Origin of the sequence: Streptococcus sp. 21.1 (assembly GCF_016648635.1) — a bacterium.
Taxonomy (GTDB): domain Bacteria; phylum Bacillota; class Bacilli; order Lactobacillales; family Streptococcaceae; genus Streptococcus.
This window is the reverse complement of record NZ_JACLQL010000014.1, coordinates 39,997-44,944: the sequence shown is the minus strand read 5'-3', so window position 1 is coordinate 44,944 and position 4,948 is coordinate 39,997. Positions and strand designations below refer to the sequence as shown.

General features: G+C 40.4%; 2 protein-coding genes. Both read right to left on the bottom strand.

The window, feature by feature from the left end:
- Window positions 1-3,248, bottom strand: a 3,248-nt coding sequence (locus H7U01_RS09025) for an accessory Sec-dependent serine-rich glycoprotein adhesin (RefSeq protein WP_201041471.1), incomplete at its 3' end; no start/stop codon positions are given.
- 455 nt (window positions 3,249-3,703) lie between these two features.
- Window positions 3,704-4,948 (bottom strand): MucBP domain-containing protein (locus H7U01_RS10035; protein ID WP_260318086.1); only part of this gene is annotated, 1,245 nt, incomplete at its 5' end.

Sequence of the window (4,948 nt, the reverse complement as noted above, 5' to 3'; positions counted from 1 at the left end):
GAGTTTGATACAGACTGTGATTCAGAAACTGATGCACTCTCTGACGCTGATTCGGAGTTTGATACAGACTGTGATTCAGATACAGACGCACTTGTTGATGCTGACTCTGAGTTAGACACTGATTGTGATTCAGATACAGACGCACTTGTTGATGCTGACTCGGAATTAGACACTGATTGTGAGTCGCTTACTGATGCACTCTCTGACGCTGATTCTGAGTTTGATACAGACTGTGATTCTGAAATTGATGCACTTTCTGAAGCTGAAACTGAATTCGATTCGGATTGTGAAGCTGACGTTGATTCACTTTCTGAAGTAGAAACTGAGTTTGACTCGGATTGTGATGTCGATGTTGACTCACTCTCTGAAGTAGAAACTGAGTTTGATTCTGATTGTGATGCTGATGTCGATTCACTTTCTGACGCTGATTCTGAGTTTGAAACAGACTGTGATTCAGAAACTGACGCACTCTCTGACGCTGATTCTGAGTTAGACACTGATTGTGAGTCGCTTACTGATACACTTACTGATGCTGACTCTGAGTTTGATACAGACTGTGATTCAGAAACTGATGCACTCTCTGACGCTGATTCGGAGTTTGATACAGACTGTGATTCTGAGACAGACGCACTTTCTGAGGCTGACTCTGAGTTAGACACTGATTGTGATTCAGATACAGACGCACTTTCTGAGGCTGACTCGGAATTAGACACTGATTGTGATTCGCTGACTGATGCACTTTCTGAGGCTGACTCGGAATTAGAAACAGACTGTAATTCTGAAATTGATTCACTCTCTGAAGTCGAAACTGAGTTTGATTCGGATTGTGATGCTGATGTTGATTCACTCTCTGAAGTAGAAACTGAGTTTGACTCGGATTGTGACGCTGACGTTGATTCACTTTCTGAAGTTGAAACTGAGTTTGATTCTGATTGTGAAGCTGATGTCGATTCACTCTCTGAGGTAGAAACTGAGTTTGATTCTGATTGTGATGTCGATGTTGATTCACTTTCTGAAGCTGAAACTGAGTTTGATTCTGATTGTGATGTTGACGTTGACTCACTCTCTGAAGTTGAAACTGAGTTTGATTCTGATTGTGATGTTGATGTCGATTCACTCTCTGAAGTTGAAACTGAGTTCGACTCGGATTGTGATGCTGACGTTGATTCACTTTCTGAAGTAGAAACTGAGTTTGATTCGGATTGTGACGCTGACGTTGACTCACTCTCTGAGGTTGAAACTGAATTTGATTCTGATTGTGACGCTGACGTTGATTCACTCACTAAAGTCGAAACTGAGTTTGACTCGGATTGTGAAGCTGATGTTGATTCACTCTCTGAGGCTGACTCTGAGTTTGAGACTGACTGCGATTCAGATACTGACTCACTCTCTGAAGCTGACTCGTAATTTGAGATTGATTGAGAGATTGATGTTGAGGCACTTTCAGATGCTGAAGTTGAGTTCGATTCAGACTGTGATGTTGATGTTGACGCACTTTCTGAAGCTGAGACTGAATTTGACTCCAACTGTGATGCGCTCACTGAAGCACTTGTTGAGGCACTTTCAAGAAGACTTTCCGAAATACTCTCTGAAAGGGATGCTGATGCTTCCTCTGATTGAGAAAGAGAAGATGAAACAACCTCTGACTCAGATGCTGAAACTGATGCAGATTCTATCTTACTTGTTGATACTGATTGAGACTCTACTGTTGAAGTACTTTCTACGATGCTTTGAGAAGCACTTAGAGATGCACTCGTTGTATCAGCTTCAGACTCGATAACCTGACTACCATTAAAGAAGTTAACGGCAATCGTATCAGTCTTACCTGCATAAGGTGAGAATGTGAAGGATGTATCATCACCAGTGATTTTAGCAGTCCAAGTTGTTGTCAGACCATAGCTTTGTTTAGCCTGGTAACCATTCATTTGGAAACCATTTGACCAAGTGAGACCATTTCCTTGAGTTGTTACTGGTGTTGTATTAGCCTTAGGATTTGCAATTTGGTTACCATTTTTATCTGTAATATAAGACGTTACAGTTGTTGGAGGAGTAAGTCCCTTACCTAAAGTAAACATCGTTTGTGTAGATGTTCCTGTATTATAGATAGAATATCCAGGACTCATCTTCGAAATATTCCCAAGGGTTGATGTTGCAGGATTAACATAGGAAACAGTGTAGACAAAATTCAGATTTGTCCCGTCATTTGTCACTTTCAATGTATAGTAAATTGGAACATTATAGTTTGAGTCTGTTCCAGTTCCTGTATACACCTTAGTTTCACCAGTCGCTAGGTTAAGGTTTGAAGTGATAGCTGGTGTGCCATTCACTGTAGAGTTCCCATTGAAACCAGCATTTGTCAGCTTGGTCATCATGTTATCGACGGCATTACCAAGACGCTCACGCTGTTCTGCGTAAGCTGCGTTTGTTGCTGATGCCGCGATCAATGTCGTTGACTTAGTGACTTCTTCTTGAACGGTTGTAATAGCCGTTTGAATTTCAGCCTTAGCAGCTGTGTCTGTCAATTTTGCTTGGTAGTTTTTAGCAATATTAACAAGTAATTCTGCTTCTGAAACGTTTTGGTCCAAAACAGATTTTTCATCATCTTGGCTTGCAGTTTCTGAAGCAACTGAGCTTGTTGAAGTTGCTGAATCAGAAGCTGATTCAGAATTTGAACCACTTGTGCTTTCAGTTTGTGACTGGCTATCAGAAGTTGAGTACTCCTTGCTGAGTGATGCAGATTCAGAGATAGCTTGTGACAATTCAGCAGAAATTGATTGAGACACAGATTGTGATACTGAAACTGATGCTTCTGTGCTTGCTTGAGCATCTACTGATGAGCTTGTAGACTCTTGGCTTGTTGATGCTACTGCTGAAGTTTCAGAAGCTGGTGCTGCACTCAATACCACTGACTCAGAGTTTACTGCCACATCTTGATTAGCAGTTACTTGACTTTCCAAAGCCGGAGTCGTCGTTTCTTCCGCTTGGGCAGTGTAAGTCGCTACTGCGCCTCCAGCTACTGCACCTGCCGCCGCAATCCCTTTAAGGAGAGCTTGCCCTGATAGAAGCGGTGTTTTCTCTTCAACACTTTGTGCTGAAACTGATGGTGCGTCTGCCCCACCTTTAACGACCTTGAAAAGTCCAAAGTTAGATGTCGCAGCACGAAGCCATTGCTTACCTGATTTAATCAATTTAAAACGAGTCACGCGATCAGTTTCGCGATATTCCCCTTCGTTCCTTCTAAAAAACATATCTACTCCATTCTTGTTTTATGTATTAAAACTCACCGATAAATTTTATCATAAAATTCTTGTAAGTTCTAATATAAACTATTATTTCCCTCAAAAACGATTGCAAACGCTTTATGCTGTATAAATATTGAAAATGCTTGTTTCATAGCATTTTCACCCATCTTACATTTTGCAAAACAAAACTTAAAGTTGTCTTAAAATTCAAAGTATACTTCTTCCACATCTAAGATTTTAGCTTACTAAACTAAGCCTTTACTCTCTAATACTAAGCCTAAATGAGACTTAGACTAACATTTAAGACATCCTCTCTCATTTTCAAACACAACAAAAAGACACATCCCATATCGGAATGTGTCTTTTTTAGAACGAAGCTAATCGGCTTATTCTTACTTAAGAGTAGTTAGTTTTTATTAGGACTAGTCACTCATAAGTTTTAGGGGTAAGTCGAAGGAATATTATTCCTCAGTTTTTTTGCGTTTTGCCGCAAGAGCCAATCCAGATGCAGTTGCAAGCAATCCAAGAGCTGCTGTAGCTGCTACGTTAGACTCTTCACCAGTGTTTGGCAATTGTGCCATTTCTTGTGCAGGTTTAACTGGAGTAGCTTTAGCTGGAGCTTTAGGAGCTGGATCAACTGGTTTACCTGGAGTTGGTTGTTCAGGTTTACCTGGAGTTGGTGTTACTGGTTTTTCTGGAGTTGTATCGACAAGTTTGTAAACGTAAGTTACGTTCTTATCACCTTCGATAACTTTACCAGTTACTGGGTCAGTTGTTGTCAAGTGACCATCACCATCTACAGAACCTACTGGGTAGTTACCTTGTGGTACCAATTCGTAAACTTTACCATCAGCAGTAACAATTGTCTTAGGACGGTTATCGATTACTGTATCGTAATCTTTACCTACAGGTTGACCAAATTCATCTGTTACAGATTGTTTGATAGTGTTACCATTTTCATCTACATAGTGAACGTAAACATTACCCTTAGGTTGTGCTGGTTGTTCTTTAAGTTTGTAGATGTAAGTAACATCTTTACGTCCTTCGATAACTTTACCTGTTGTAGCGTCTGATGACTCAAGGTGACCTTGTCCATCAACTTTACCTACAGTGTAGTTACCTGCTGGTACCAATTCGTAAACTTTACCATCAGTTGTTGTGATAGTCTTAGGACGATTGTCTACTACTGTATCGTAGTCTTTATCGACTGGTTGATCTTTTTCATCAACAACTGAAGTCTTGATTGTGTTACCTTCAGTATCTTTATAGTGAACGTAAACGTCACCCTTCACTTCTTTGTAGACGTAAGTGATGATTGAACGTGGTTTATCAACTTTACCTTTAATTGGGTCAGATGATTCAAGGTGTCCATCGCCATCAACTTTACCTACTGGGTAGTCACCTTTCGGTACGATCTTGTATGTCTTACCGTCTGGAGTCTTGATTGTCTTAGGTTTTTCACCTTCCTCAGTTGTGTTATATGGAGTATCATATGGTGAGTTTGGTGTGTCTTGACGAGGTTTCTTGATTTCTTTACCTTTTTCGTCTACGTAAGTGATGATTACGTCACCTTCTTTAGGTTTCGTTGGATCTTCTTTAAGTTTGTAGACGTAAGTTACGTTCTTGTCGCCTTCAACAACTTTACCTGTTGTAGCGTCATCACCTGTCCAGTGACCTTGTTCGTCGACTTGACCTACTTTGTAGTT